Raw genomic sequence first — 26063 nt, 5'->3', positions numbered from 1 at the left:
ATTATCACAATAAACATGATTATCTGCGGAAATGGATTCAACAGACCGCAAAATCATCAGTCTTCTTGCAGAAGACGCCCGCCGCTCTCTGGCCGATATCGGAAATGTCGTGGAGCTTTCCGCTTCGGCCGTGAACGAGCGCATCCGACGCCTGACGGCCAGCGGGGCGATCCGTCGCATCACCGTTGATGCCGATCCATCCGCATTCGATTTGCCCGTGATCGCCTTCGTGTGGATCGCGTTGGCGCCGGATGCGGACGAGGCCGCGTTTCGTGTCTATGCGGCGTCGCAGTCCGCTATTGCGGAATGTCACCATGTGACCGGGCAGTGGTCCTACCTCGTCAAAGTTCACGTCGGGTCGCTGGCGGAGATCGAAACCTTTCTGGCGACAATGAAACAGAACGGGTTCCTTGCCCGTACCGAAACGATCATCGCCCTGTCTTCTGTCGTGCCGGGACCATTTATGCCGAAGGAAAGCGTGGACTGATGGAACTGATGCTCGTTTTGAAAAGCATTGTGCTGGGCCTTGCGGTCGCAGCCCCGCTCGGCCCCATTGGCGCCCTCTGCATCAACCGGACCCTTGAGCGCGGGTTCTGGGCGGGAGTGGCAGGTGGCCTTGGGACTGCTCTGGCGGATGCCGTGTATGCCAGCCTCGCAGCACTCGGCTTTTCCGCTTTCGCGGCGACCCTCGCGACAATCGATACGCCGCTCAAAATCGTCGGCGGCCTTTTCATGCTGTGGCTCGGCTGGAAAAGCCTGAGGCCCAAACCTCTGGCAGAAGCGGCCAAGGTTGGAGCGCGCGATCTGCTCGGCACCATCACCGCGACCTTTTTCCTGACGATTACCAACCCCATGACGATTCTGTCCTTTGCAGCAATTTTCGCGGGTCTCGGCCTTGCTGACGCATCGGGAGCGACGAGCGCTTTTTTTGTGGTCGCGGGCGTTTTTCTAGGGTCTTTATTGTGGTGGTTCATGTTGAGCGGCGGCGTTGCATTTGCCCGGCAGCGCCTTCCCACCACCTTTGCCCGCTGGGTTTCCCGCCTGTCCGGAGTGATCCTTGTCTTATTCGGGCTTTTTGCCCTAGGTTCACTTGCCTGGGGCATGATGGCTCATTGAAATGCAACGGTTTTTTCTGCGGCTCCAACTTCTGGGAAAATCGGCGCTCCCTCCACGGCCGCATCGAGATCGGCGTCGTCGACGATGAAGGGCGCATTGCCGCAAAGTTCCAGTCCCAGTTTCTTGATGGTCGGCGCGCATTGCCGGTAGAGATGTCCTCCCGTGCTCGCCGACGAGCATGGGATCATTAAGATGCATATTTCCGACCCTCAACAGAAAACCTGCGCCGACGCGGGATCGAAGGCCAGATGCACGAGATCACCACGGTTGAGGCCCGAAATCGCCTCATGGCCAAATGGCAGGCGCACGGCAAAGGTCTCTCCCGAACCTGTATGGGCGACGACATGGACGTTGTTGCCAAGGAAGGTGATATCGCTGACGGTGGCCTGAAAACCGGCGTAAGAGCCCGGCCTGTTGCGGCTGAGCTGTAAACGCTCCGGACGCAGCATCAGCGCCGCCTTTTTTCCCGGCGCAGCTTCGCCATGAACCGGAATTTGGTCAAAGACGATATTCTGCCCGAGCGAAACCGTCGCCTTGCCGCCCGAGGCGGCGAGGAGATCGCAGGCGATGAAGTCGCTGTCACCGATGAATTCGGCCACGAAGCGGGTGGTGGGGTGAGCGTAAAGCTCCGGCCCCGTACCGATCTGGTCAATCACGCCTTTTGAAAACACCGCGATCCGGTCGGAGAGACGCAAGGCCTCCTCCTGATCGTGGGTGACGTAAAGGATCGTTACTTCCGTCTGCTGGTGGATGCGACGGATTTCGAACTGGATCTCTTCCCTGAGCTTCTTGTCGAGCGCCGAGAGCGGCTCGTCCATCAGAAGAACCGGCGGATCATAAGCGAGCGCCCTTGCCAAGGCCACGCGCTGCTGCTGGCCGCCCGACATCTGCGCAGGCTTTCTGTCCTCGAAACCTTCGAGACGAACGAGCCTGAGCATATCCTTCACCTTCGCATCGATTTCCGCCTTGCTCTTTCGGCGCACTTTCAGCGGAAAGGCGATATTCTCGCCAACAGACAGATGCGGAAACAGCGTGTAACGCTGGAAGACCATGCCGATATTGCGCTTGTGCGACGGCGTGGAGAGCAGGCTTTCGCCGTTCAGCAGGATGTCGCCCGCCGTCGGCTGTTCGAAACCGGCCAGAATGTAGAGCGTCGTGCTCTTGCCCGAACCGGATGGTCCGAGAAACGTCATGAACTCGCCCGGCTGCACCTCGAGATTGACGTCCTGAACGGCGACGACCGGTCCGTATTGCTTGGCGATGCCGCGAATTTGCAGGAGCGGTTTGGTCATGTTTTCAATCCTTTTCGCACAGCCGCGACAAGCAGCATGAGAATGATGGTCACCGCGATGAGAAGCGTCGATGCAGCGGCGATCACCGGCGTCAGATCCTGCCGCAGCGTCGCCCAGATTTTCACCGGCAGCGTCTGCAACGTTGGACTTGCCATGAAGATCGCCAGCACCACCTCATCCCAGGAAGTGAGGAAAGAAAAGATCGCGGCTGAGAACAGGCCATGGCTGATGGCCGGCAAGGTGATGCGGATTTTGGCCTGCAGCGGGCTCGCGCCGCATAGCACTGCAGCGTCTTCGATCGATTTATCGAAACCCTCGAGCGCGCTGGTCAACGCCAGAATGGAGAAAGGCAGCGCCACGACAAGATGGGCAATGACAAAGCCCGTGGTGGTGCCCGCAAGGCCGAGCTTCAGGAAAAAAGCATAAAGCGCCACCGCCAGCACCACGACAGGCAGGATCATCGGCGTCATGAACAAAGCCCGCAGACCCTCGCGCCCGATGAAACGCCCCCGCACCAGGCCGAAGGAGGCCACGAGGCCGATCAACACCGACAGGACTGTGACCATCACGGCGATACGCAGGCTTGTCCAGGCAGCATCCAGCCACCTCGGATCGGCAAAGAAATCCGCATACCATTTCAGCGTCCAGCCGGGCGGCGGAAAGATCAGCCATTGCGACGAGCCGAAGGACAAAGCGGCGATGAAGACAATCGGCAGGATAAGGAATGCCGCTGTCAGCACCGTGATGAAAAGGAGCAGCCACTTCCATGCGCCAAGGCTGTTGTAGTTCAAAAGCATGTCAGCGACCCCCTGCCCCGGCCGCGCCGAAGAATTTCAGCTGGATTGCGTAAAGCGTCAGCGTCACCACCAGAAGCACCAGCGCCGCTGCGCCGCCCATGCCCCAGTTGACGAGAGACTGCACGAATTGCGCGATAAGCTCGGCCAGCATCATGTTCGCCGTGCCGCCCAGCAGCGCCGGGGTGACGAAATAGCCAAGCGACATGACGAACACCATCAGCGCACCGGAGATCATACCCGGAGCGGCAAGTGGAATGAGAACGCGGGTCAGCGCCTGAAAGCGGGTTGCCCCGCACAGCGCCGCCGCCTGGAGAATGGCCGGATCGATCTTGCGGATGACGCCATAGAGCGGAATGATGATGAATGGCAGCATGATATAGGTCATGCCGATCGTGACGCCGGTCAGGTTGTTGACCAGTGCAAGCGGCTTGTCGATGATGCCAAGGCCCATCAGCGTCTTGTTGACGACACCCGTCCGCTGCAACAGCACCATCCAGGCATAGGTGCGTGCCAGAAGGTTGGTCCACATGGACAGAAGCAAAATTGCGAAAACGACGGAGGCAAGCCGCGACGGCATGATGGCAAGCGCCCACGCGACAGGAAAACCGATGACCAGCGTTACGAGCGTGACCAGCGCCGAGACCGCGAATGTATTGAAGAAAATCTTCAGGTAGGTGGAGCTGCCCAGCAATGCGGCGTAATTGCCAAAGCCCAGAACAGGCTCGGTAACGCTGCGCGACAGCAGGATGATAACCGGCACGACGAAGAACAGGGCAAGCAGAACGAATGCCGGCAGGGTGGCGGCAAAATTGCCGGGCCGGAAGGGCATCCGCACCTTCGTCTTCGGGCTTTCTGTTTCATCGGTAAGCGAGACCATGCCCAAACCTCCCCGGAGGTGAAAATTTGCGCGGGCGCTTTTGGCTGCCCGCGCCGTTGCCTTACTTGGCCTGCCAGGCGTACCAGCGCTCACCGATCTCGTCACGATGTTGCGCCCAGTAGTTCATGTCGGCATTGACCTGGCTCGCTGTCTGCTGGTCGGGCAGGGACTTTGCCGTTTCCGGATCCATCAGCTTTGCGGATTCGACATTGACCGGGGCATAACCCGTGGCAGACGCCATATCCGCCTGCGCCTGCGCGGAGGTCGCAAGAGCGATGAACTTCATCGCGGCGTCCTTGTTCTTCGTTCCCTTGGGAACCACGAGGGAATCCGCTGCCGTGATGTTCTGCTCCCAGGAGGTCTCCACCTTCACACCGCTTTTCTCAAGCGCTGTCATGCGGCCGTTCCAGACACTGCCGAAGGGCGCCTCCGCAGAAGCGATCAACTGCTGCGATTGCGCACCGCCAGACCACCAGATGATATCGGATTTGATCGTGTCCAGCTTCTTGAAGGCGCGATCGAGATCAAGCGGGTATAGCTTGTCGGCGGCAACCCCATCGGCCAGCAGGGCTGCTTCGATCACACCCGGTGCGGACCACTTGTAAAAGGTGCGCTTGCCGGGGAACTTTGCCGTATCGAAAAGGTCGGCCCAGCTCTTGGGGCAGGCGGCTACAGCATCGACATTGCAGCCGATGACGAAGGAATAATAGAAGCTTCCGACGGAGTAATCAGTGACGAAACGAGGGTCGAGCTTCGTTTTGTCGATGACGGCGAAATCAAGCTTCTCCAGCAGGCCCTTAGGCCCGGCCTGCGCGGCGTAGTCGCCCTCCACGTCGACCACATCCCATGTCACGCCGTTCGCCTCGACCATGGCTTTAAGCTTGCCATAGTCCGTCGGGCCATCCTGAAGCACGTTGATGCCTGTCGCCACCATGAATTTTTCGGCCCAGGCCGCCTTCTGCGCGTCCTGCGTGGTTCCTCCCCAGCTGGAAAAAACCAGATCATTCGCCTGTGCGGATGCGCCCAGGGCGAAAATTGCTGCGCATGTCATCAATACCAGTTTCGATCTCATGTTCCCTTACTCCGTTTTAGAGCTTGTTGTTGGCATGCACTTCGCGGCCGGCAGATTCACTTCAGCGGTGAAAAAGGCGCCGGCTTCATGATCTTGTTTTCGGCGACTTCAATGAGGTCGCGGATTTTCGGCAGGAAGGATAACCAGCGCGGATCGGCCATCAGCTTTGCGCGCCGCTCCTCGCGGTCATCCAGGCTGGAAAAGGCCCAGATGTGGACAATTTCATTGATCGGCCCGATCTCGGAAAAGAAGTAACCCACCAGCTCGCCCAGATGGCTTTTCTGGATTTCGATGCCTTCCTCTTCGACAACCCCAAGGTAGGCCGGAATGGCGCCGTTCTTCAGCCGGTAGCTGCGGATCTCGTAAAACATCGCGTCACCGCATCACGAATGGATCGGGGATCGGGTCATCGGAGGTTCTAAGCCATATGGTCTTCGTGCGCGTGTAATCGAGCGCTGCCGCAAGCCCGCCTTCGCGACCATCACCGGAAAGACCGAAACCGCCGAAAGGCGCAATCGGTGAGACGGCGCGATAGGTGTTCACCCAAACCACACCGGCGCGGATCGCCTTCATCAGCCGATGGGCGCGCGTCAGGTTCTGCGTGAAGACGCCCGAGGCGAGGCCATAGACCGTGTCATTGGCCAAAGCGATCGCTTCCGCCTCGGTTTCGAAGGAAACAACCGAAAGAACCGGGCCGAAGAATTCCCTTTCCATGGACGGCGAACGAATGCCGTCACAATCGAGAATGGTCGGCGGGTAGAAATAACCAGCGCCATCCACCGCCACACCGCCCGTCACCACCTTCGCACCGGCTTTTTCGGAAGCAGAGACCAGAGAGACAATATGCTTGCGCTGCCGCTCGGTCGCGAGCGGCCCCACTTCCGTTGCCATGTCCAGCGGCGAGCCGATGCGGATCGCTTCGGCCTTCGCCTTCAAAATCCCGAGAAAGCGATCCTTCACGCTTCTATCGACAATCAGCCGTGATCCGGCAACACAACTCTGACCGGTCGCCGCGAAAATTCCCGCGACCTGCGCATTGGCGGCGCTTTCGAGATCGGCGTCGGCAAAGACGAGGATTGGCGATTTGCCGCCGAGTTCGAGCGACGTGGAGGCAAGATTTTCGGCCGAGTTGCGAACGATGTGACGCGCCGTTTCCGGCCCGCCGGTAAAGGCGATATGGGCCACCTTCGGGTGCGTGGTGAGTGCCGTGCCGCAGGACGCACCGAAACCAGTGACTATATTGACGACGCCGGCAGGAAAACCAGCCTCCTGCACCAGCCGGGCGAACTCCAGAAGCGGCGCCGGTCCATCTTCCGAGGCCTTGATGACGATTGTGCAGCCGGCAGCGAGCGCCGGGCCGATTTTAACGGCTGCCAGAAAAAGCTGGCTGTTCCACGGGACGATCGCGGCCACCACACCCACGGGCTCGCGCCGCAGCCAGACATCCATGTCCGGCTTGTCGATCGGCAGGTAAGCGCCCTCGATCTTGTCAGCCAAGCCCGCATAATAGCGATAATAGTCCGCGACATAGGCAATCTGCGCCGAGGTCTCGCGGATAATCTTGCCGGTGTCACGGGTTTCGAGCTCGGCAAGCGTCTTTGCATTTTCGGCAACCAGATCGGCAAGCCGATAGAGCAGCTTGCCGCGTTGCGTCGCCGTCAGTTTCGACCAGGCGGCATCGTCATAAAGCGCCCGATGCGCGGCCTCGACGGCGCGGCTAATATCCGCTTCGCGGCTTTCCGGCATTTCTGCCCAAGGTTCACCGGTTGCCGGGTCGAGGCTCGAAAAGCTCGCCTCACCATCCTCGAAGCGCCCGTCGATGTAACACTGGAAACGGCGCATCATCTTACTCCTTGAAAGCCGGCATGACATCGGAAAGGAAGCGTTCCAGCGAGGCCTTCTTGCGCTCGAAGCTCATGCCGGTATCGATCCAGAAGGAATATTCGTCGTAGCCCATGGCCTCGTAGGCCTTAAGCCGGGTAATGACTTCATCGGCATCGCCGACAACGTTGTTCTTGCGCATGACATCACCGGAAAGCATGGCGTTTGCGGCAATCTCCTCCGGCGCAATACGCTCGATCAGCCCCTGATGAACGGGCTTTTCGTTTTTGAACCATGCAAAGAAGTAGTTGTAATAGACGCTCATCTCATGGGCCGCCTGGGCAATATCGGCTTCACCGGAACCGACATAGGTGTGGCGCAGCAGCATGATTTTCGGCCGCTGTTTATCCGGATTTTTCGCACAGGCATCGTTGAAGCGGCCCATCAGGGTTTCCACCTCGTCATCGCCTTGCCAGAGCGGCGTCACCTGAACATTGCAATCATTGGCGACAGCGAATTCATGCGAATTCGGATCACGCGCCGCCACCCAGATGGGCGGAAAAGGCTGCTGCAGCGGTTTGGGAGCCGATGTGGTGGCCGGGAACTTGAAGAATTCGCCGTCGTGGGTGTAGTCACCCGCCCAAACCCCTTTGACAGCCGGAATAAGCTCGCGCATCCGCTGGCCGGCGCCCCAGGCATCGAGGCCTGGAAGCAGCCGCTCATATTCGAACGAATAGGCGCCACGCGCGATGCCGATATCAAGACGGCCGTCACAGATCAGATCCGCCATCGCCGCTTCTCCGGCAAGCTTGATCGGGTGCCAGAAAGGCGCGATCACCGTTCCCGTACCCAGGCGTGCCGTCTTCGTACGCCGCGCCAGATCGGCGATCGTTACAAAGGGGTTGGGCGCTATGGTGAAATCCATGCCGTGATGTTCGCCGGTCCAGATGGCATGCATGCCACCACGATCGGCGATCTCGCATAGTGTCACGAACTCCTCGTAGAGTGTCTTGTGGTCCTGGGAGGCGTCCAGCCGCTCCATGTGAACGAAGAGGGAGAATTTCATGGTTTTGGCCCCTTCATGGAGATGGGATGAACCTTGCCGGCAGTCTCGTTACCGACATAGACGCCGAAGTTGCCGATCGAGCTTTCCAGCACGAAACGATTGACGATATCCGCCGTAGCGCCGGAGTCGAATTTTGCCGAAGCCAGCGCGCCGGGCAACAGAAATCGGCCCTCGCGCGGCGCTTGATCGCCATCGGCAAGCGCGTGATAGACGACGTGTTGGCGCCCATCCGTCTTGTTCTCATAAACCGAGTAGAGAAATCCCGTTTTGACGGAGAGACCCGTCAGGTCTTCGAGACGTGATGTCAGCGCCGCGACCGGATCGCCACTTGCCACGACACAGCCGGGAAGCGACAGCACGTCGTCGCCAACGAGGTAAATCTCGCCGCGCCGTTCCAGAACGGCGCCCACGACGATATCGCCCTCTGCCGCTGCCGATACCGCCTTTGCAGCCAGCATCGGCGTGAAATAGCCGCCGCGCGCATAACCGAGGCCGTTCAGGCCGCTATTGTCGAAAGCCTCGATACGGCCGAGCAGAATGACATGATCGCCGGCCTCGATAACCTCCTGCATCGAACATTCGAACCAGGCCGCGACGTCTGCAAAGACCGGGGAGCCCTTCGGCGCATCCAACCAGCTGGCGGTGGCGAAACGGTCTTCGACCGGCCGGGCGAAGGTGTTGGAGAGGTCCTTCTGGCTTTCCGACAGAATATTGACCGCGAAGTTTTTGGTGCCGGTCATCGTCATGAAATTGCGCGAGCTGCGGGCAAGGCAGATCAGCAGCAACGGCGGATCGAGCGAAACCGAGGTGAAGGAGTTGGCGGTAAAACCGATGGGCTTTCCTGCATCGTCCCGGGTGGTCACGATCGTTACTCCCGTTACGAAAGCGCCGAATGCATCGCGCAAAGCGCGCGGATCAAGGGTTGCAACAGTCATTGCGGCTCCTCCTCTAAAGCCAGCCATTCGGCCATCATTGCATTGACAGTTTCAGGTGCGGTCAGGTTGACCATATGCCGGTGCGCCTCAACGACGCGGGCGTAACCGCGCGGTGTGATCGCCGCCATCTGCTCGGCCATCAAAGGCGTCGAATTGGGATCGTCCGAACCCGTCAGGAAAAGAGCCGGGCAGATGACCGAGGGCCACCGATCCGCATAGGTCTCGTCGCCGTCCGCAAATGCGGTATAGGCAACCGCGTAACCTTCGGGATCGACCATTTCCAGCCAGCCCCGCGTCAACTCCCGCGCCTGCTGGCTCTTTGGATCGTCGCCGAACCAGCGTAACAAAGGGCCTTCCTTGTCCACGCCAGTGGTCCGGATGGCAGCCGCGCGTGCAAGAACCGCAGCCTTCGCGGCCGGATCACGGCGGTAGACGCCGTTCAGATAACCAACGCGCGCAATTCGATCTCCAAAGGTTGCAGCGGCACCGCCGGAAATCAGCGCACCCATGGAGTGCCCAGCCACATTGGCACGCGCGATCCGCATATCGTCAAGAAACCGGCCGAACCAGCCGACAAAATCCTTGAGCGAGCTGCCCGCTGGCAGGCGTTCACTGCCGCCATGCCCCGGCATATCTACCGCGATGACACGGTGCGTCTTTGAAAAGATTTCGATCTGCGGCTTCCAGGCTTCCAGCCGCATTCCCACGCCGTGGATGAGGATCAGGTCTTCACCGGCGCCTGCCTCGAAATAGGCCGCCCCGCCCTCGGTCACCTTGCGAGGGAGCACAGCAGCACCTGCCTTTGCAGCATTGACCCGTGACGTGGTGGCGGCCTCCTGCATTTGCATCACCCTCAAACGCCCGCCGGGTTGGCGACATCCTGACCGAGATCCTTCAGATCCTGATAGCGGTCGCCGATGCGGTGATGAGGCCTGCCGCCGACTGAAGCACCGAGCGCCACGACGATCTCGTCGGCAGCCGGAGCATCGGGAACGGAGGTCTGGATAGTCAGGTAGTGCGAACGGCGGCCTTCATCGTTCTTGTCCATTAACGGGATCATGATCGGCGCATTGCCGGGACCACGCGTATTGCAGAAGGCCAGATAGGACTTGGCACCCACAGCCTGACGATAGTGATTGCCGAAACGCAGCGTGTGAATGAGCGCGGAGGCATGTTCGATCTCACCATCCAGCCCGACAACGGCCGCCTTGCCATAGGCCTCCACCGCTTCGCCGGAACCCACGGCATCGAGGATCATCTTCGTCAGCAGTTCGCCCAGCACCGGCGCCCCGGCGTGGATTTCCGGTTTGAGGTCATCCACGAAGCCTTTTCCAGCCCAGGGATTTTTCACGACCGCGATGGCGGTGAACAGCTTCAAAGGTGTCGCTGCGGCCTTGCCTCCTTCAATCAACGTTGTTTCGACCTGCAACAGGGTCTTACGGATCTGGATGGGCATTGGCGTTCTCTCCGATAAATATGATGTCTTATGGTATGCCATAATATGTAAGTGTCAAGTGGCGGAAATCTGTGGCTTGAAGTTGCGAAAAATGACAATTCTTACAGGATGTTATGGCTCAAGGGCCTTCCATGCGGCCGTCAAAGGCCAGTTCGTAAAGGCGCGTCATTTCCGCTGCCGTCGGAACCCGTGGGTTATTTGCCGGTGTGCCGGAGGCGAGGCCTTGCCGCACCATCTCCGGCAAAAGATCGAGATAGCGGGTTTTGTCGATACCGAATTCCTGCGGGGTCGGCACCTTCAACCGCCTGTTCAGGCCGATGAAAGCCTCCACCATCTTTGCGCCTGCTATCTGGTCACTGTCCGTCGAACTCGCGCAACCAAGTGCGCGGGCGGCGGCGGCATATTGCGGTAGAGCGGAATTCAACGAAAATTGTGTGACCAACGGCAGCACCATCGCATTCGACATGCCGTGCGGAACATGGAAAAAGGCACCGACCGGCCGGCTGAGGCCGTGGATCAACGCTGTGGATGTGTTGGAAACGGCAAGACCCGCATGCGTCGCCCCGAGCATCATCGCTTCGCGTGCTTCCCGGTTTTGCGGGTCGTTCGCGACTTTTTCGAGATTTGCCCCGATCAGTTTCAGCGCGGACAGCGCCAACGCCTCGGAATGGGCATTACCGTTGCGGTTGACCAGCGCTTCCAGCGCATGGGTTAGCGCATCTATGCCGGTATCGACCGTGACGCGGTAAGGGCAGGTCAGCGTCAGCTCGTAATCGATGATCGCCGCAACGGGCAAAGCGGCAGTGCCGAGGATGAGCATTTTTTCGCTGGCAGCCGTATCCGTCACGACAGCGGCGCGTGTTACTTCCGATCCGGTTCCTGCGGTTGTGGGTATGGCAATTACCGGCATGACGGCAAAATCCACGATCCTTGGAACTTTCAGCGCCCGCAGCTCTTCGCCACTGGTTGCAACGATGGCACCTGCTTTCGCCGTATCCATGGCGCTACCACCGCCGAGTGCGACGAGACCATCATGACCGCCCCCGGAAACGCGTTTCACCAGTGTGGCGATGGATATATCCGTTGGATCTTCCACGACATCCGCAAAAATGGCGGCATCGATACCCTCGCCGCCAAGCGCCTGCAAAAGCGCATCCGCATGGCCGAGTTTCTGCATGACTGGATCGCAGACGAGCAGAGGGCGTTTCACCCCCAGAGATTTCAACAGTGACGGCAATCGGAAACGGCTGCCACCGCCGATGAGCATTTCGCGAGGCATCAGGACACGGTTTATCATTGCGGTTCTCCGCCACTATCATTCTGCGTTGTTCGGAACGGCCTAAGGCACACGATCTGAAGCGGGACTTCGTCATCCCGCTCCGGTCACCGTGGCCTCAATGCGCCAGGATTTTCGACAGGAACGAGCGTGCGCGATCCGTCTTCGGATTGGTGAAGAAGCTGTCACCCTCGCCGATCTCGACGATCTCGCCGCCATCCATGAAGACAATGCGGTCAGCCACCTTGCGGGCAAACCCCATTTCATGCGTCACCACCATCATCGTCATGCCTTCCTGCGCAAGCGAGACCATGACGTCGAGCACCTCGTTGATCATTTCCGGATCAAGCGCCGATGTAGGCTCGTCAAAAAGCATGGCGACCGGATCCATCGCCAGCGCGCGGGCGATTGCGACGCGCTGCTGCTGACCGCCGGAAAGTTGACCGGGATATTTCTTCGCATGCGCGGTAAGCCCCACCCGCTCCAGAAGGGCGTTGGCTTTGACCAGCGCCTCCGCAGGGGAGCGGCCGAGAACCTTCTCCTGCCCGATGCACAGATTTTCGAGGATCGTCATATGCGGGAAGAGTTCGAAATGCTGGAACACCATGCCCACTTTGGAGCGCAGCTTAGGCATATCGGTCTTGGGGTTGGTCACCTCAACCCCGTTGACGGTGATGATGCCGTTGCCGATCGTCTCCAGCGCATTGACGCATTTGATCAGCGTCGACTTGCCCGAACCGGACGGCCCGCAGATCACGACGACTTCGCCCTTGGCGACATTCAGGCTGCAATTGGTCAGAACCTGAAAGGTCGGACCGTACCATTTGTTGACGGATTGAAGTTCGATCATGCTGGTTGCTTGAGACATCGGACTTCTCCCTAGTGTACGTCAGCCGACATTGGGCCGTAGGCCTTGCCGAATCGTTTCTCGATACGGCGCTGGATGAGTTCCCAAGCGGTCGTCATGGCGAGGTAATAAAGGGCCGCGACCATGAAGAGCTCCAGAACGAGGAACTTTTCCTGGATAAGAACCTGCGTGCGGCGCAGCAGCTCCTCCATGGAAATGATGGAGGCGATCGACGTTGTCTTCAGCACGCCATTGACGGAATTGCCAAGCGGCGGAATGATGATGCGGAAGGCCTGCGGCGCAACTATGTAGCGCATCACCTGCGCCTCGGTCATGCCGATGGCGCGCGCCGCATTGATCTGGCCTTTGGGAACCGCGGCGATACCTGCCCGGACGATCTCCGACAGATAAGCGGCCTCGCAAAGCGACAGGCCGATCAGGGTGGACTGCAGAACCGTCAGCTTGATGCCGAGCTGCGGCAGGCCGGTATAGATGATGATGAGCTGCACCAGCAGCGGCGTGCCACGAAATATCCAGGTGTAGAAATAGGCCGGTCCGGAAAGGAACCGGTATTTCGACATGCGCATCACCGCAATGACGAAGCCCAGCGCAAGACCCGCCGTCATGGCAAAAACCGTGAGGCCGAGCGTCACCATCGCCCCCTCGAAAAGATAATAATTCGTCAGATATTCGAAGAAACCTTCCCAGTTCCAACCCTTCACGTCTTTCTCCAATTCATGCGGGAATGGTCGCGGCGAGAACTCTCCCGCCGCGCTGACAGTTCAGATGGAGGAGATTTCAGCCTTCTGGACCAAGAACGGCGAGATCGCCGGGCGCGATGCTCACGCCATAACCACCCATCAGCTTTTCAAGCGAACCATCGGCCTTCATTTCCTTGAGAGCAGCAGAGACGGCACTGGCGACGTCCTTGCTTCCAAAGGAAAGCGAACCGGGCGTGGGGTACATGCCGGAAAGTGCATGCGTGAACTCGCCGCGATCCTGGTATTGCTTGGCGACAGGATCGATGGAGACCGCGGCCTGAACCTGACCTGCCCGCAGCGCCTGATAGACGGTCGCGTAATTGTCGAACAGGTTTATGGTCATCGGCGCAAGACCGCGTTTCTTGAAGTCCTCGTTCAATTCCTTGATCTTGCGCTCGGCATAGCCACCGATATCGGTGCTGACGGCCTTGCCGGCCAGATCGTCCACCTTGGTGATGGGCTCGGATGCACCGACGGCCGTTGAAATGCTGATGGCGAGACTCTCATAGGGGATCATGAACAGGATCTTGCGCCGCTCCGCCGTCACGAACAGACCTGCATTGATCATATCCCAGCGGCCGCCCTGCAGGCCCGGCACCATGGTGGCATATTCCGTGCTGATATATTCGGGCTTCAGGCAGAGGCGCTTGGCGATTTCATAACCCAACTCGATACGAAGGCCTTTGAGCACGCCCTGTTGGTCGGCATAGGCCATGGGCGGCAATGTCGGGCTGGTCGCCATCACGAGATGGCCGGGCTTGATGAGGTGATCGTTGGATATTTTCGGCGTGCAGTCCTGTGCAACGGCCGCACCGGCAAGAAGACTGATGACAAAGCCCGCCAGAGAGGTTTTGGCGCGCACGGCTATGCATTTCCGGGAAATCGGATTCCAGTTCATATTAAGCTCCGCTCTTTATATTATTTATTATGGCATACCATCACACCAAACGGATTGCCCTGTCAATAAGCGGTCATTTGTTTTTCTAAATTATTGTAAAACAACCATAAAATCAAAAAACCAAGAGCCTGCGGCCGCCAGCTGGGCAACCGCAAGACAAGCAGAACGGAGCGCCAAAAACCGTCAGTCAGCCGTTTTTTGCGCGGTGAGAACGGCTTCGGCGATAGCGCATGCGCTGGTGACATGATCGAGAGCGGCTTTGTAAGCGGCGTCCCCGTCACCTTTCCGGATCGCATCGACGATCTTTTTCATCTGCGCCGGACCTTCGGTATCGCGGCTTTTCGTCTTGATCGTCATGGAGCGAAGATGGTTGATCCGCACCGTCAGCAAATTGACGACGCCCCAGGCGACATGCCGGTCGATCTTGCTGAACAGCGTATGATAAAAAGACGAGGTATGCGCGAGAACACCGGGCATATCCTTGGCAACGTAACTTTCGCGAATATGCTCGAGCGAAGCCTCAAGCGCCTCGACAATGGCGGGATCGCGACGCTCCGCACAAAGGCGAGCCGCCATTCCCTCCAGCGCACCGCGGATTTCGTAAATCTGCTTGGCCTCGGCGAGATCGAGCAGCGCAACCATCGGCCCCTTGTTCGGCAAATTCGCCACCAGCCCCTCGGACTCCAGATGCCGCAGGACTTCGCGCACGATGGTGCGGGAAACGCCCAGCTGGGCGCAGAGATCGCGCTCCACAAGGCGGTCTCCCGGACGGAAGTAACCGTTCACGATGGCGTCGCGCACCTTGTCGAGCGCAAGCTCCCTCAGCGTCTTGGTCGGACGCTCAACGCGAATGGCAGTTCCCTGCAAAGCACCGGTCATGGTATCACCTCGTTTGGCACATCCCGCTTCCGCCCGCCGGGCGTGAAAACAGGTTCTGGCTCTTTATATTATGGCGTACCAACTTATTTAGCCGCGCACCATGTTTATGGCAACAGCGCGCGACCAGCTTGTCGCAATGCCGCGTCACCCCATCCGTTCCGATGCATAGCTGCCCGGGCTTGGCGGGAAGACCACGGTGCGGTTACCGTTGATGAAAGTACGGTGGTGGATATGGGCGTGGATGGCGCGTGCCAGAACCTGCGCCTCGACATCCCGGCCGAGCGAAACATAATCCTCCGCGCTCTGGGCATGGGTAATACGCACAATATCCTGCTCGATAATCGGACCTTCATCGAGATCGGCGGTGACATAGTGGGCCGTCGCACCGATCAGCTTCACGCCGCGCTGATAGGCCTGCTTGTAAGGGTTGGCGCCCTTGAAGGACGGCAGGAAAGAATGGTGGATGTTGATGATCTTCCCCGACATCGTCTCGCACATCCGGTCGGAAAGCACCTGCATATAACGCGCAAGCACGATCAGTTCGGTTCCGGTGCTTTCGGCAATATCCATGATCCGGGCTTCAGCCTGTGGCTTGTTTTCCTTCGTCACCGGAATGTGGTGGAAGGGAATATCATGATTGACCACCACTTTCTGGTAATCGAAATGGTTGGAGACGACGCCGACAATATCGATCGGCAAGGCACCGATGCGCCAACGGTAAAGCAGATCGTTCAGACAATGGCCGAAGCGCGAGACCATCAGCAGGACCTTCATCCGCTCGGACTGGTCATGAAGCGCCACTTCCATGCCGAATTTCTGCGAGATCGGCATCAGTCCAGCCATCAAGTCGTCACGCTTTGCTCCCTCTTCGGAAATGAAGCCCACGCGCATGAAGAAACGGCCAGTGCCGAGATCATCAAACTGCGAACTATCGACGATGTTGCAGCCTTTTTCAGCGAGAAAGCCTGAAAGGGCAGCGACGATGCCTCGGGTGGACTTGCAGGTTACGGTCAGGACGAAGTTCGTCATCCGGCACTCTCTCTGTCATCGATATTGGAAAAACCCCGCGCTGTCTGATGAGCGCGGGGAAAAGCCGCGAGGGCGGCGGGGAAACCCGAACTCAAACGTCGAGCGTTGTCTGGTGCTCCCAAGCGGTGAATTGCGCGCAATAAGCGTTCCACTCTCCCTGCTTGAGCTTCAGATAGGCCTTTGAGAACTCTATGCCCAATGCCTGCTGCAGTTCCTCGTCCTTCTCGTATTCGCGCAGCGCATCGAGAAGATTGAGCGGCAGTTTAGGCGCATTCGTCACGGTATGACCTTCGCGATACATGTCTATATCGTGATGTGAACCGGGATCGGCCTGTGAGCGGACACCCGAGAGACCGGCCGCAATGATGATGGCCTGCAGCAGATAGGGGTTCACGGCACCATCCGGCAGACGCAGTTCGAAACGCCCCGGCCCTGGCACGCGAACCATGTGGGTGCGGTTGTTCCCGGTCCAGGTCACCGTGTTCGGCGCCCAGGTCGCGCCCGAGATGGTCCGCGGCGCGTTGATGCGCTTGTAGGAATTAACCGTCGGATTGGTGACGGCCGCAAGAGCGGAGGCATGTTTCATGATGCCGCCCAGAAACGTCTTGCCCTTTGCGGAGAGGCCGAAAGGCATTGCCTTGTCGGCAAAAGCGTTGACCTTGCCGTCCAGATCCCAGACCGAAATATGAGCGTGGCAGCCGTTGCCGGTCAGCCCCTTGAAAGGCTTCGGCATGAATGTCGCGCGCAGCCCGTGCTTTTCGGCAACCGACTTGACCATGAACTTGAAGAAGGAATGTTTATCCGCCGTCTGGAGCGCATCGTCATATTCCCAGTTCATCTCGAACTGGCCGTTCGCGTCCTCATGGTCGTTCTGGTAGGGTTTCCAGCCCAACTCCAACATGTAGTCGCATATCTCCGCGATCACATCGTAACGACGCATCACTGCCTGCTGGTCGTAGCAGGGCTTTTCCGCCGTGTCGTACTCATCAGAGATTTTCGCGCCGTCCGGCGAAATCAGGAAAAATTCCGGTTCCACGCCGGTTTTGACCCGCAGCCCTTGCCCGGCCGCTTCCGCGATGAGCTTTTTCAAAACGACGCGCGGCGCCTGTTCCACAGGCTGGTCTTCCATGACGCAATCGGCAGCAACCCAGGCCACATCCTTTTTCCAGGGAAGCTGGATGACCGAGGAGGCGTCCGGCACTGCGAAGAGATCGGGATGGGCGGGCGTCAGATCGAACCATGTGGCGAAACCGGCAAATCCGGCGCCGCCCTTTTGCATATCGGCAATCGCTTCTGCAGGAACCAGCTTGGCGCGCTGGGCACCGAAGAGATCGGTATAACTGATCATGAAATATTTGATGCCTTTTTCGGCAGCAAACTTGGAGAGGTCCAGTGTCACGTCATTCCCCTTTTTTTGAATATCAGACACTTCATCGAAAAAAGACGGCCACATCCTCCCAAATGCGCCCGTCCATTGTGTTTTTTAAAAGCTGCCTTTACCCGGGAACCAGTTTGTTCCCGCCAGCGGAACCTGCGCCATTGCCGCAGCCTCCATGGTCAGAGCCACCAGATCTTCCGGCTCCAGATTGTGGAGATGGTTTTTGCCGCAGGCGCGTGCGATGGTCTGGGCTTCGAGCGTCATGACCTTCAGATAGTTGGCAAGGCGGCGACCGGCGGCGATTGGATCAAGACGTGCGGCAAGTTCCGGGTCCTGCGTGGTGATGCCTGCGGGGTCTTTGCCCTCGTGCCAGTCATCATAAGCGCCGGCCGTGGTGCCTAGCTTCTGGTATTCGTCTTCCCATTTCGGGTCGTTATCGCCCAGCGCCACCAGCGCCGCCGTTCCGATGGCAACCGCATCGGCACCAAGCGCCAGAGCCTTGGCGACATCCGCACCCGAGCGAATGCCACCGGACACGACCAATTGCACCTTGCGATGCATGCCGAGATCCTGAAGCGCCTGTACTGCGGGGCGAATACAGGCAAGCGTGGGCATGCCGACATTTTCGATGAAGACGTCCTGCGTGGCCGCCGTGCCGCCCTGCATGCCATCAAGCACCACCACATCGGCACCGGCCTTCACTGCAAGTGCGGTGTCGTAATAGGGGCGCGCACCACCAACCTTGATGTAGATCGGTTTTTCCCAATCGGTGATTTCGCGCAGTTCAAGGATCTTGATTTCCAGATCGTCCGGGCCGGTCCAGTCAGGATGACGGCAGGCGGAACGTTGGTCGATGCCCTTCGGCAAATTGCGCATATTGGCGACGCGATCGGAAATCTTCTGGCCAAGCAGCATGCCGCCGCCGCCCGGTTTCGCGCCTTGGCCGACGACCACCTCGATGGCGTCCGCACGGCGCAAATCCTTGGGGTTCATGCCATAACGCGACGGCAGATACTGATAGACCAGCGTCTGGCTGTGGCCGCGTTCCTCATCCGTCATGCCGCCATCGCCCGTCGTGGTGGACGTGCCGGCAATGGTCGCGCCACGGCCGAGCGCTTCCTTGGCGTTGCCGGAAAGCGCGCCGAAGCTCATGCCGGCAATGGTGATCGGCGTTTTCAGCGTGATCGGCTTCTTGGCAAAGCGCGTGCCGAGGGTGACGGTCGTATCGCACTTCTCGCGATAACCTTCGAGCGGATAACGCGAGATGGACGCGCCGAGAAACAGCAAGTCGTCGAAATGCGGCACCTTGCGCTTCGTGCCTGCGCCGCGAATATCATAGATGCCGGTCGCAGCCGCACGGCGGATTTCCGCCAGCGTATGATCATCGAAAGTCGCGGACTTGCGCGGTGGGGTGAAGGGGTTGTGATAGCTCATCGGAAAATCCCTCGCCTCAATACGCGTCGGCGTTGTCGATGTTGAAATTGTAGAGCGTGCGGGCCGAACCGTAGCGTTTGAACTCGCTTGGGCTGACATCGGAGACGCCGGCTTTTTCAAGAAGCTCGGCAAGCTTTTCCAGATGTTCGGGCCGCATTTCCTTCTCGATGCAGTCGGCACCCAGGCTTTTGACCGAGCCGCGCACGAAAAGCTTCGCTTCATAAAGGGAGTCACCCAGCGCATCGCCCGCATCGCCGCAGACGACGAGGTGGCCGGACTGACCCATGAAAGCGGACATGTGGCCGATATTGCCCTTCACGACGATATCGATGCCCTTCATGGAAATGCCGCAGCGGGAAGCGGCATTGCCCTTGATGACCAGCAGCCCGCCGCGACCGGTGGCACCTGCGTATTGCGAAGCGTCGCCCTCGATGACGACGGTGCCCGACATCATGTTTTCGGCAACGCCCGGCCCGGCCGAGCCGTAAACGGTGACGGTGCCGCCATCATTCATGCCGGCGCAATAATAACCGACCGAGCCGCGAACATCGACGATGACGGGGCTGTCGATGCCAACAGCGACGGCATGGTGGCCGCGCGGATTGACAACTTCGAATTCTGTGTCGTTTGTGCCCGAGGAAAGCCCATGGAGCGCGCTGTTGAGTTCACGCAAAGGCGTGTGGGAGAGATCGAAAACTGGCATGGATATGACTTTCGCAATATGCGCCGATGACGGTTTCACGCGGCCTTTTCATGGTCCCAGAAATAGACGGTCGCCGGCTCCGGCTCCCAGACGCGGGCATTTTCGATGCCGGGCAGATTGACCAGCGCGCGGTATTCTGAGCCGAAAGCGACATATTGATCGGTCTCGGCCATCACCGCTGGCTTGCAGGCGATGGGATCGCGCACCACGCCGAAACCGGATTTGGTGCCGACGACGAAGGTAAAGAACCCATCGAGATCATCGAGCGCGCCGGTCAGCGCTTCTCCCAGATCCTTGCCCTTGGCCATTTCAGCAGTGAGATAGGCGGCGGCCACTTCCGAGTCGTTCTGGGTTTCGAAGGTCATGCCCTCGCGTACCAGTTCCCGACGCAGATTATTGTGGTTGGAGAGCGAACCGTTATGCACCAGGCACTGGTCGGCACCGGTGGAGAAGGGGTGTGCGCCAAGCGTCGTCACAGCCGATTCCGTTGCCATGCGGGTGTGGCCGATACCATGGCTGCCCGCCATGGAGCGCACGCCAAAACGGGCGACGACATCTTTCGGCAGGCCGGTTTCCTTGTAGATTTCCACGCTGTCGCCGGAGCCCATCACCCGCACATTGGGACGGATGGCGGCGAGGACCGAGCGAATTTCCGTGAGCTTTGCCGATGGAATATCCAGGACCGCGTGGGTGCTTTTCACCGCAACCGAAGCTTCAACGCCATTTTTCTTCAGCGCTTCGGCAAGGCCCGAAAAATCGGCGACGGGATCGGCCGACTGGATGGTCACTTTTGCCCTGCCATCGGCAGCGCTTCCATAGATCGCGATGCCGGCGGAATCCGGTCCACGATCCGTCATGGTCACGAGCATGTCCGAAAGCAGCTCACCCAGCTGCGGTTCAAGACTTTTGTCTTTCAGGAATAGTCCAACAATGCCGCACATCGACAGGCACCTCCATTCGTTTCTGAATGAAGAGCTAGCATATGGAATTCCATCTCGTCAACTATCAGGAATATTTTTTTCTTCTAAGGCAACTTTTCAATCATTTGTCAGCCGCCTTTGCGGATAGGAAATGATCGACAGATAGCGAGCGGGAAGCTTCACCAGTTCCTCCGGGCCGTGCGGCGCATCAGCATCAAAAAACAGGCTGTCACCCGCCTGCATGGTGAAAAGCTGCTCGCCGTGGCGATAAACCACCTCTCCCTCCAGCATGTAGAGGAACTCCATGCCCTCATGCTGGAAGGTAGGAAATACATCCGAGTCCGTCGTCAGCGTGATGAGATAGGGCTCGACGGTGACGCCGCTGGTATTGTTGTCGATATGGCCAAGGAGGCTGTACTGATGGCCGGCGCGGGTGCCTCTACGCTCGATGTTCACCCCTTGGCCCGCCTTGACGAAGGTGGCGCTGCGCGGCTCCTCGAAGCCACGGAAGAACGCCGTGATCGGCACGCCGAGCGCCTTTGAAAGCGTCTGCAGCGTGGTAAGGGACGGCGAAATATTACCGTTTTCGATCTTTGAGAGCATTCCCACCGATACACCGGTGGCCGATGCGAGATCGGTGACCGTGATGCCCAGCTTCTTGCGGTAGGCACGCACCTCATGGCCGATCGCCATTTCCAGATTATTGACCCTCGGTTCGCGAACCGCATGCGGGTCCTGCGACAAAAGCGCAGGCTCGGTCTTTGTGCTGTCCTTTGCCATGGGGTCCTCCGGCATAACGTGTTTTCCCTTCTTTAAAGGAAAACTATTTTAATTCGGAGGAAATTTTTACATCTCAGCAGCGGTGAAGCCTGCGGAAGGTCAGTACGTCAACCCTGCCATCGGAGAGATCAAAGACGGCACCAGTATAGAGGCATTTCAGTGGACTAAGGACACGCGCTGTCCATCGTAGTCTTGCGGTGATATTGAAGCTCACGCCTAAGACGCCGCCAAGCGGTGCCAAGAATTACCCGGCACCGCTGGATTTCGAAAGGCCCTTCGACCAGTAAATGGCAAGAACCGTTGCTGCGGAGTTCAGGCTTCGACCAGCTCGCGAACATCGTCAACGAGAAAATGCACGATCACATAGCGCGTCGTGTATTTCTGACCGCTATCGGACACGCTCTCGACGCTGCCGCCGTCGGAGGGATGCCATTTCTGATAGTGAGGATTGTTGGCGATCAGCGTAATCGCCTTGCCCGAAAACCTGCCGGTCAGCCGATAGCGAGCCTCTGCAAGATGCCAAATCTTTTCAAAATCCTGCTGGCTGATGCGGGCTTTCAAAGCCTTCTTGGATATCGTTTCTTCGGGCGAACTGTCGTCGTGTGCCCCCGATGGAATATGCAGGTCAACCTCTTCCGCGCCGTCCAGCAGAAAGGCAAATTCGTCTGGCCACATCCGTCTCACGTATCGCTCCTCCCAAAGCTTATCGTCCTACAACACAATTATGATAGCGCCTCTGCCGTAAGAGGCAATGGCGGATATGAATGAGCACTTGCCGGCATCCCAATTTTTCGGGATCGTCACCATGTGGGCCTCCAACAGGTGCTGAAGATCGCGGGTGGGAAGCAACGAAATGGAAGCCAACGGCTATCTCAACCAGTCTGCCTCCGCTGGCGCAAAGCGGCACCGGCTTCGCTAGCGGACTGCAGCATCAAAGCGACCAACGAATGAATCAGGCTATCTCGGAAAAATCTTACGGCTTAGCGTAAATTATGGCGGAGAGGGTGGGATTCGAACCCACGATACCCTTGCAGGTATGCCGCATTTCGAGTGCGGTGCATTCGACCACTCTGCCACCTCTCCGCATGCGCGAACGCTTGCGTTGCGCGCTCCTCATAAACATCAATGGCGGGACTGACAAGGGAAATTTCGTGTTTGTGTCACAAATTATTCGTCACGGACAAGGCTGTATAAATGCTTCGGCTTCTGGCCGTTTTGTGGATATTTTTCACGTGGCGCCACACCGCGTCACTCCTGCACGTCACATTCGGGCGGTGGCGTCACAGCTGGTGATAACGACGTAAGATTTCCACGATCCGATCGTCCTGTTCCTGATCCGGTAGAAGGGCGGGTTGCCGGCTGGCGCCGACGGATGGGTCCTGAAGGTAAAGCGAGCGCTTGACCATGGCGGGCGCAAAACCGAGCGCATAGAGATCGGTGCGAAAATCCGTATAGATCGCCTGCTGGCGTTCGGCCTCAGCGATATCGCTGGCGTTGAAAGCATTGAGAATGCCGGCAAGTACATCCGGGAGCGCGTTGCCGAGGCCGGAGATGCAGCCGGCGGCACCGTTCTGCAACGACCAGAGAACGAGATGATCCGGGCCGGAATAGACTTCGAAACCGGGCATCTCCTTTGCTACCTGTAGATAGGCTTCCAGCGTCTGCTGCGCACCGCCCGAATCCTTGATGCCGGCAATGTTGCCATGGGCGGCAAGTTTGCGGGCGGTTTCCGGCTCTATGTGATTCTGGGTTCGGGCGGGAATATCGTAAAGATAGACCGGTGTTTCGACGGCGTCGGCCACAGTCGAGAAATGGCGGATCAGCCCATCCTGGGTGCAGGCGATGAAGAAGGGTGTGATGACGGCAATACCGTCGACGCCGATGCGGTCGAAGGCTTTGGCGAGTTGTAGGGTTTCAAAAGTGGCGGGCATGCCGGCATTGACGATGACCTTCGCACGGCCCGCAACTTCGTCCACCACCTCTTCCGTCAGCCGGATTTTTTCTTCATGCGTCAGTGCGGTGAAATCGCCGTTAGTTCCGGCGCACATGATGTTGTTGCCGGCCGCCACCTGACGGCGCACCTGCGCACGGGTCGCTTCGTAATTGATGGTTTCGTCCTCGTTGAAACAGGTCACGAGCGCGACGAAGGCTTGTTTGGTCATGAAAGAACTCCGCTTGGATTTCCAATAGTGTGATCGGCATCGATCGGACGCACAGACTGCATATCGGGGTCGGGATCGAGGCTGGCGGAAAGAAGTGCGCGCGTATAGGCCTCGCGCGGCGCTTCGAAAACCTGCCGGACAGTCCCGAATTCCACAACCTCTCCCCGCTGCATGACCATGACGTGATCGGCAAAATCGCGGACCACCGGCAGGTCATGCGCGATGAAGATGAAGGAGAGGCCCATTTCACGGCGCAGCTTGTCAAGAAGTGCAACAACCTGAGCCTGGACAGACACGTCGAGCGCCGAGACCGCTTCATCGCAGATGATGAGCTTCGGCTCCAGCGCCAGCGCGCGGGCAATCGCGATCCTCTGCCGCTGCCCACCGGAAAACTGATGCGGATAACGGCGCATATGTTCCGGCGAGAGGCCGACCTGATGCAGCAATTCCGCGACCCGTTCGCGCCATTTCGCTTTGGGTAGTATGTCCGGATGGATCACCCAGGCTTCGGAAACCAGCTGGAACACAGTCATGCGGGGGTTCAGCGACTGGGTTGGATCCTGAAACACCATCTGTAAATCACGCCTGAGGGCAAAGAGTTCGGCAGGCGAAAGCTTGAAGAGATCACGCCCCTTCCACTCGGCGCTGCCGGCATCCGGCTCGTCGAGCCGGAGCAGAATGCGCGCGAGTGTCGATTTGCCGGAACCGCTTTCGCCAACGACAGCTATGGTTTCCCCCGCCATAAGGTCGAAGGAAACGCCCTTCAGTGCCTCGAAAGCCCCATAACGTTTGCGCACATCGCGCACACGGAGGAGCGGTTCGCCGGTCGCATTCGGCTCGTGCATTTCGCCCCTGCCGGGGGCGGCGCTGATGAGCTTGCGGGTATAGGGATGCTTTGGGTTGCGATAGACCTCGCGAACCGTGCCTGCCTCCACCAGCACGCCTTTTTCCATCACAACCACCCGGTCGGCGATTTCGGCGACGACGCCAAGATCATGGGTGATGATGAGAACGGCCATACCGGTTTCCCGCTGCAATTCCTTGAGCAGGGCAAGAACTTCAGCCTGAACCGTCACATCGAGTGCCGTGGTCGGCTCGTCGGCGATCAGGAGATCGGGCCGGAGCGCAAGCGCCATGGCGATCATCACACGCTGGCGCTGGCCGCCAGAAAATTCATGCGGATATTTCTTCAAGGCTCCGTCCGGATCAGGAATTCCAACGCGCGCGACAAGCCGCCTCGCCTCCGCTTCGGCTTTCACCCTGTCCATTCCATGGGTGGTCATCGCCTCGCGGATCTGCCAGCCGACGGTATAGACCGGATTGAGATGGCTGAGCGGGTCCTGAAAGATCATGGCGATGCGCCGGCCATTGATCTCGCGGCGGGCCTCAGCCGGCATTGTCAGAAGGTCTTTGCCATCAAGAAATATCTGGCCGCCGCTGATACGTCCGGGCGGCATGTCGATGAGGTTCATGATGGCCGAGGACGATACCGATTTGCCCGAGCCGCTTTCACCCAGGATCGCAAGCGTTTCACCACGGTCGATATGATAGGAAACATCCTTCACCGCATGCACGACACCGCCTGCGGTGTGAAACTCCACGGAAAGGTTGCGCACATCGAGAAGATGGTCAGCCATGTTTGCGGCCTTTCATTTCCAGCCGCCAGCGCTGCACAGGGTCGAGCGCAATGCGCAGCCAGTTGGACAGCAGGTTGAGCGACAGGGTGGTGAGTATGATGGCAAGGCCCGGCCAGAAGGACAGCCACCAGGCGTTGGTGAGGTACTGCCGCCCCTGCGAGATCATCAGGCCCCAGGTGATTTCCGGCGGCTGAATGCCGATACCAAGGAAAGACAGCGCGCTTTCCGCCAGCATCACATAGGCGAAATCGAGCGTCGCAAGCGTTGTCAGCGTCGGCAGGACGACGGGTAGAATATGGCGGAACAGGATACGTTTGCCCGAAGCGCCCATCACGCGCGCCGCCTGTACGAACATGCGTTCACGCACCTCCAGCACTTCGGCCCTTGTGGTGCGGATGTAAACGGGGATGCGGGTTATCGCCAGAACCAGCATCAGGTTGAGGATGGAGGAGCCGAGCAGATAAAGCACGATGACCGCGATCAACAGTGACGGAAACGACATGATCACGTCCGCGAGCCTCATGATGATCTGGCCAACACGGTTGGAGGAAAAACCGGCGATCAGGCCAAGCACGGTGCCGGTGACGGCGGAAAGGAAAACGGCACCGGCGGCGATCATCAGCGTATTTTGCGTGGCGGCAACGATGCGCGCCAGCAGCGGGCGACCGAGCGCATCCGCCCCCAGCCAGAAATACCATTCGCGTTGCCATTCGAACGGGGCAAGGTTGCGTCCACGCAGGTTCTGCTTCGTCGCCAGCTCGCCAAGCCACGCCGGGCCGACAAAGGCGAGAATGATGACGACGACGAGGAAGATCGCGGCGCAGAGGGCGAATTTATCCGCCCACAACATGCGCAGCATGCGCATTGCAAAGGATGGCTCATCAATGATTTCTGTATCGGCGTTCGAAAGGCTCATGGCTGAACGTC

General features: G+C 58.8%; 27 protein-coding genes, 1 tRNA gene and 1 pseudogene. 2 read left to right on the top strand and 27 right to left on the bottom strand.

Annotation, left to right across the window (positions count from 1 at the left end):
- Positions 1-31 precede the first annotated feature (31 nt).
- Together GH784_RS00565 and GH784_RS00560 are read left to right on the top strand one after the other, a co-directional pair.
- Complete coding sequence (locus tag GH784_RS00565; RefSeq protein WP_013761886.1) at positions 32-487, top strand: Lrp/AsnC family transcriptional regulator; 456 nt, start codon at positions 32-34, stop codon at positions 485-487.
- On the top strand, positions 487-1116 hold the full coding sequence (locus tag GH784_RS00560; protein WP_003511488.1) for a LysE family translocator: 630 nt from the start codon (positions 487-489) through the stop codon (positions 1114-1116). The genes GH784_RS00565 and GH784_RS00560 overlap by 1 nt, the downstream gene beginning before the upstream one ends.
- Before the next feature lie 38 nt (positions 1117-1154).
- Here GH784_RS00560 and GH784_RS27345 read toward each other — a convergent pair.
- The 27 genes and pseudogenes from GH784_RS27345 to GH784_RS00425 form a co-directional block, all read right to left on the bottom strand.
- Positions 1155-1289 (bottom strand): annotated as a pseudogene (locus tag GH784_RS27345) (aldehyde dehydrogenase family protein); the annotation flags it as partial.
- Positions 1290-1325: 36 nt separating this feature from the next.
- Entirely contained in the window at positions 1326-2408 is a 1083-nt protein-coding gene (locus tag GH784_RS00550; RefSeq protein WP_153793132.1) for an ABC transporter ATP-binding protein, read from the bottom strand.
- Positions 2405-3205 (bottom strand): ABC transporter permease, encoded by an 801-nt coding sequence (locus GH784_RS00545; protein WP_013761889.1) that lies wholly within the window; start codon positions 3203-3205, stop codon positions 2405-2407. The genes GH784_RS00550 and GH784_RS00545 overlap by 4 nt, the downstream gene beginning before the upstream one ends.
- 1 nt (position 3206) lies before the next feature.
- Positions 3207-4034, bottom strand: coding sequence for an ABC transporter permease (locus GH784_RS00540; RefSeq protein WP_370647636.1), 828 nt, complete (start codon positions 4032-4034; stop codon positions 3207-3209).
- Between the two features lie 109 nt (positions 4035-4143).
- Positions 4144-5154 (bottom strand): ABC transporter substrate-binding protein, encoded by a 1011-nt coding sequence (locus tag GH784_RS00535; protein WP_013761890.1) that lies wholly within the window; start codon positions 5152-5154, stop codon positions 4144-4146.
- A 56-nt stretch (positions 5155-5210) separates the two neighbouring features.
- Positions 5211-5525, bottom strand: a complete 315-nt coding sequence (locus GH784_RS00530) for an NIPSNAP family protein (RefSeq protein WP_013761891.1) — start codon at positions 5523-5525, stop codon at positions 5211-5213.
- Between the two features lie 4 nt (positions 5526-5529).
- Positions 5530-6996 (bottom strand): aldehyde dehydrogenase, encoded by a 1467-nt coding sequence (locus GH784_RS00525; protein ID WP_041694706.1) that lies wholly within the window; start codon positions 6994-6996, stop codon positions 5530-5532.
- Between the two features lie 4 nt (positions 6997-7000).
- On the bottom strand, positions 7001-8041 hold the full coding sequence (locus tag GH784_RS00520; protein WP_013761893.1) for an LLM class flavin-dependent oxidoreductase: 1041 nt from the start codon (positions 8039-8041) through the stop codon (positions 7001-7003).
- A complete protein-coding gene (locus GH784_RS00515) occupies positions 8038-8976 on the bottom strand; it encodes a flavin reductase family protein (protein WP_013761894.1) in 939 nt (312 codons plus the stop codon). Before GH784_RS00515 ends, GH784_RS00520 begins: the two co-directional genes overlap by 4 nt.
- Positions 8973-9818 carry an alpha/beta fold hydrolase gene (locus GH784_RS00510; protein WP_013761895.1) on the bottom strand — a complete coding sequence of 282 codons (846 nt, stop codon included), beginning with the start codon at positions 9816-9818 and terminating at the stop codon, positions 8973-8975. The genes GH784_RS00515 and GH784_RS00510 overlap by 4 nt, the downstream gene beginning before the upstream one ends.
- Before the next feature lie 11 nt (positions 9819-9829).
- Positions 9830-10432 carry an amino acid synthesis family protein gene (locus GH784_RS00505; RefSeq protein WP_003511499.1) on the bottom strand — a complete coding sequence of 201 codons (603 nt, stop codon included), beginning with the start codon at positions 10430-10432 and terminating at the stop codon, positions 9830-9832.
- Between the two features lie 118 nt (positions 10433-10550).
- Positions 10551-11729 carry an iron-containing alcohol dehydrogenase gene (locus GH784_RS00500; protein ID WP_003511500.1) on the bottom strand — a complete coding sequence of 393 codons (1179 nt, stop codon included), beginning with the start codon at positions 11727-11729 and terminating at the stop codon, positions 10551-10553.
- 97 nt (positions 11730-11826) lie between these two features.
- The gene (locus GH784_RS00495; RefSeq protein WP_025595347.1) at positions 11827-12558 is read right to left on the bottom strand and encodes an amino acid ABC transporter ATP-binding protein; all 732 of its coding nucleotides are present in this window, start codon (positions 12556-12558) and stop codon (positions 11827-11829) included.
- A 29-nt stretch (positions 12559-12587) separates the two neighbouring features.
- Entirely contained in the window at positions 12588-13277 is a 690-nt protein-coding gene (locus tag GH784_RS00490) for an amino acid ABC transporter permease (protein WP_003511502.1), read from the bottom strand.
- A 76-nt stretch (positions 13278-13353) separates the two neighbouring features.
- Complete coding sequence (locus GH784_RS00485) at positions 13354-14214, bottom strand: transporter substrate-binding domain-containing protein (protein ID WP_013761897.1); 861 nt, start codon at positions 14212-14214, stop codon at positions 13354-13356.
- A gap of 183 nt (positions 14215-14397) precedes the next feature.
- Complete coding sequence (locus tag GH784_RS00480) at positions 14398-15093, bottom strand: GntR family transcriptional regulator (protein WP_003511504.1); 696 nt, start codon at positions 15091-15093, stop codon at positions 14398-14400.
- A 144-nt stretch (positions 15094-15237) separates the two neighbouring features.
- Complete coding sequence (gene purU / locus GH784_RS00475; protein WP_003511505.1) at positions 15238-16122, bottom strand: formyltetrahydrofolate deformylase; 885 nt, start codon at positions 16120-16122, stop codon at positions 15238-15240.
- A 91-nt stretch (positions 16123-16213) separates the two neighbouring features.
- Entirely contained in the window at positions 16214-17521 is a 1308-nt protein-coding gene (glnT, locus tag GH784_RS00470; protein ID WP_127966105.1) for a type III glutamate--ammonia ligase, read from the bottom strand.
- 84 nt (positions 17522-17605) lie between these two features.
- Complete coding sequence (locus tag GH784_RS00465; protein ID WP_003511507.1) at positions 17606-18934, bottom strand: FMN-binding glutamate synthase family protein; 1329 nt, start codon at positions 18932-18934, stop codon at positions 17606-17608.
- A 16-nt stretch (positions 18935-18950) separates the two neighbouring features.
- A complete protein-coding gene (locus tag GH784_RS00460; RefSeq protein ID WP_035200614.1) occupies positions 18951-19637 on the bottom strand; it encodes a GltB/FmdC/FwdC-like GXGXG domain-containing protein in 687 nt (228 codons plus the stop codon).
- A 35-nt stretch (positions 19638-19672) separates the two neighbouring features.
- The gene (locus tag GH784_RS00455; protein ID WP_111788905.1) at positions 19673-20578 is read right to left on the bottom strand and encodes a class II glutamine amidotransferase; all 906 of its coding nucleotides are present in this window, start codon (positions 20576-20578) and stop codon (positions 19673-19675) included.
- Positions 20579-20674: 96 nt separating this feature from the next.
- The gene (locus tag GH784_RS00450) at positions 20675-21352 is read right to left on the bottom strand and encodes a helix-turn-helix domain-containing protein (RefSeq protein WP_013761901.1); all 678 of its coding nucleotides are present in this window, start codon (positions 21350-21352) and stop codon (positions 20675-20677) included.
- Between the two features lie 297 nt (positions 21353-21649).
- The gene (locus tag GH784_RS00445) at positions 21650-22012 is read right to left on the bottom strand and encodes a hypothetical protein (RefSeq protein ID WP_003511512.1); all 363 of its coding nucleotides are present in this window, start codon (positions 22010-22012) and stop codon (positions 21650-21652) included.
- A 318-nt stretch (positions 22013-22330) separates the two neighbouring features.
- Positions 22331-22420: transfer RNA gene (locus GH784_RS00440), tRNA-Ser, on the bottom strand.
- Between the two features lie 197 nt (positions 22421-22617).
- The gene (locus GH784_RS00435) at positions 22618-23499 is read right to left on the bottom strand and encodes a dihydrodipicolinate synthase family protein (RefSeq protein ID WP_038494355.1); all 882 of its coding nucleotides are present in this window, start codon (positions 23497-23499) and stop codon (positions 22618-22620) included.
- On the bottom strand, positions 23496-25136 hold the full coding sequence (locus tag GH784_RS00430) for an ABC transporter ATP-binding protein (RefSeq protein WP_013761903.1): 1641 nt from the start codon (positions 25134-25136) through the stop codon (positions 23496-23498). The genes GH784_RS00435 and GH784_RS00430 overlap by 4 nt, the downstream gene beginning before the upstream one ends.
- Entirely contained in the window at positions 25129-26052 is a 924-nt protein-coding gene (locus GH784_RS00425; RefSeq protein ID WP_013761904.1) for an ABC transporter permease, read from the bottom strand. The genes GH784_RS00430 and GH784_RS00425 overlap by 8 nt, the downstream gene beginning before the upstream one ends.
- Positions 26053-26063 lie beyond the last annotated feature (11 nt).

The organism is Agrobacterium tumefaciens (assembly GCF_009649785.1).
Classification (GTDB): Bacteria; Pseudomonadota; Alphaproteobacteria; order Rhizobiales; family Rhizobiaceae; genus Agrobacterium; species Agrobacterium tumefaciens.
The sequence above is the reverse complement of the archived record's forward strand: the minus strand, read 5'-3'. Positions and strand labels throughout refer to the sequence as shown.

Bases quoted from the DNA above. Each gene is read 5' to 3' on its own strand.
- GH784_RS00565 (WP_013761886.1), top strand. From the start codon at position 32: ATGGATTCAACAGACCGCAAAATCATCAGTCTTCTTGCAGAAGACGCC.
- GH784_RS00560 (WP_003511488.1), top strand. From the start codon at position 487: ATGGAACTGATGCTCGTTTTGAAAAGCATTGTGCTGGGCCTTGCGGTC.
- GH784_RS00550 (WP_153793132.1), bottom strand. From the start codon at position 2,408: ATGACCAAACCGCTCCTGCAAATTCGCGGCATCGCCAAGCAATACGGA.
- GH784_RS00545 (WP_013761889.1), bottom strand. From the start codon at position 3,205: ATGCTTTTGAACTACAACAGCCTTGGCGCATGGAAGTGGCTGCTCCTT.
- GH784_RS00540 (WP_370647636.1), bottom strand. From the start codon at position 4,034: ATGCCCTTCCGGCCCGGCAATTTTGCCGCCACCCTGCCGGCATTCGTT.
- GH784_RS00535 (WP_013761890.1), bottom strand. From the start codon at position 5,154: ATGAGATCGAAACTGGTATTGATGACATGCGCAGCAATTTTCGCCCTG.
- GH784_RS00530 (WP_013761891.1), bottom strand. From the start codon at position 5,525: ATGTTTTACGAGATCCGCAGCTACCGGCTGAAGAACGGCGCCATTCCG.
- GH784_RS00525 (WP_041694706.1), bottom strand. From the start codon at position 6,996: ATGCGCCGTTTCCAGTGTTACATCGACGGGCGCTTCGAGGATGGTGAG.
- GH784_RS00520 (WP_013761893.1), bottom strand. From the start codon at position 8,041: ATGAAATTCTCCCTCTTCGTTCACATGGAGCGGCTGGACGCCTCCCAG.
- GH784_RS00515 (WP_013761894.1), bottom strand. From the start codon at position 8,976: ATGACTGTTGCAACCCTTGATCCGCGCGCTTTGCGCGATGCATTCGGC.
- GH784_RS00510 (WP_013761895.1), bottom strand. From the start codon at position 9,818: ATGCAGGAGGCCGCCACCACGTCACGGGTCAATGCTGCAAAGGCAGGT.
- GH784_RS00505 (WP_003511499.1), bottom strand. From the start codon at position 10,432: ATGCCCATCCAGATCCGTAAGACCCTGTTGCAGGTCGAAACAACGTTG.
- GH784_RS00500 (WP_003511500.1), bottom strand. From the start codon at position 11,729: ATGATAAACCGTGTCCTGATGCCTCGCGAAATGCTCATCGGCGGTGGC.
- GH784_RS00495 (WP_025595347.1), bottom strand. From the start codon at position 12,558: ATGATCGAACTTCAATCCGTCAACAAATGGTACGGTCCGACCTTTCAG.
- GH784_RS00485 (WP_013761897.1), bottom strand. From the start codon at position 14,214: ATGAACTGGAATCCGATTTCCCGGAAATGCATAGCCGTGCGCGCCAAA.
- GH784_RS00480 (WP_003511504.1), bottom strand. From the start codon at position 15,093: ATGACCGGTGCTTTGCAGGGAACTGCCATTCGCGTTGAGCGTCCGACC.
- purU (WP_003511505.1), bottom strand. From the start codon at position 16,122: ATGACGAACTTCGTCCTGACCGTAACCTGCAAGTCCACCCGAGGCATC.
- GH784_RS00465 (WP_003511507.1), bottom strand. From the start codon at position 18,934: ATGAGCTATCACAACCCCTTCACCCCACCGCGCAAGTCCGCGACTTTC.
- GH784_RS00460 (WP_035200614.1), bottom strand. From the start codon at position 19,637: ATGCCAGTTTTCGATCTCTCCCACACGCCTTTGCGTGAACTCAACAGC.
- GH784_RS00455 (WP_111788905.1), bottom strand. From the start codon at position 20,578: ATGTGCGGCATTGTTGGACTATTCCTGAAAGACAAAAGTCTTGAACCG.
- GH784_RS00450 (WP_013761901.1), bottom strand. From the start codon at position 21,352: ATGCCGGAGGACCCCATGGCAAAGGACAGCACAAAGACCGAGCCTGCG.
- GH784_RS00445 (WP_003511512.1), bottom strand. From the start codon at position 22,012: ATGTGGCCAGACGAATTTGCCTTTCTGCTGGACGGCGCGGAAGAGGTT.
- GH784_RS00435 (WP_038494355.1), bottom strand. From the start codon at position 23,499: ATGACCAAACAAGCCTTCGTCGCGCTCGTGACCTGTTTCAACGAGGAC.
- GH784_RS00430 (WP_013761903.1), bottom strand. From the start codon at position 25,136: ATGGCTGACCATCTTCTCGATGTGCGCAACCTTTCCGTGGAGTTTCAC.
- GH784_RS00425 (WP_013761904.1), bottom strand. From the start codon at position 26,052: ATGAGCCTTTCGAACGCCGATACAGAAATCATTGATGAGCCATCCTTT.